This window comes from Sutterella massiliensis (assembly GCF_016899755.1).
GTDB lineage: Bacteria > Pseudomonadota > Gammaproteobacteria > Burkholderiales > Burkholderiaceae_F > Sutterella > Sutterella massiliensis.
The window spans coordinates 1-395 of the sequence record NZ_JACJJC010000322.1; the positions used below are offsets into that span (position 1 = coordinate 1).

1 protein-coding gene is annotated in these 395 nt (G+C 55.7%); it reads right to left on the reverse strand.

Annotated elements, in window-relative coordinates:
- Positions 1-26 precede the first annotated feature (26 nt).
- Positions 27-347 (reverse strand): helix-turn-helix domain-containing protein, encoded by a 321-nt coding sequence (locus H6A60_RS12755; RefSeq protein WP_205105234.1) that lies wholly within the window; start codon positions 345-347, stop codon positions 27-29.
- Between the last annotated feature and the right edge of the window lie 48 nt (positions 348-395).

Here is a 395-nt window from a genome sequence, read left to right on the forward strand (position 1 = left end):
CCGAAAGGAATGCGTCGACAAAGGAGCTATTCGGCCGCCCGCTCCGCATCCTTTTGTTCGTCAATGACATAGCGGACGTGTTCCATGAACGCTTCGGCGTTGATGACACCCCACGAAGCGATGCTGTAGCTTCCGTGTCTGCCCGGCTCGCCGATCTTTTGAACGTCGAAGCGGATAAGGACGCCGAAGTTCGTCGCCAACGACATGAACTGACGATTGAGGGTCATGCGAGACACCTGGAGCACGCTGCAGAGTTCTTTGGTCGTGACCGGCTGCATCATCGCCACCGCATAGAGCAGCAACACCTGCGTCTGAAGGTCAGTGTTCTTTCCGAATTCCGCGCTCAAGAGTCAATCCTCCTCTTCAAACGCTCTCCACCCGCTTGAGCTCTATAT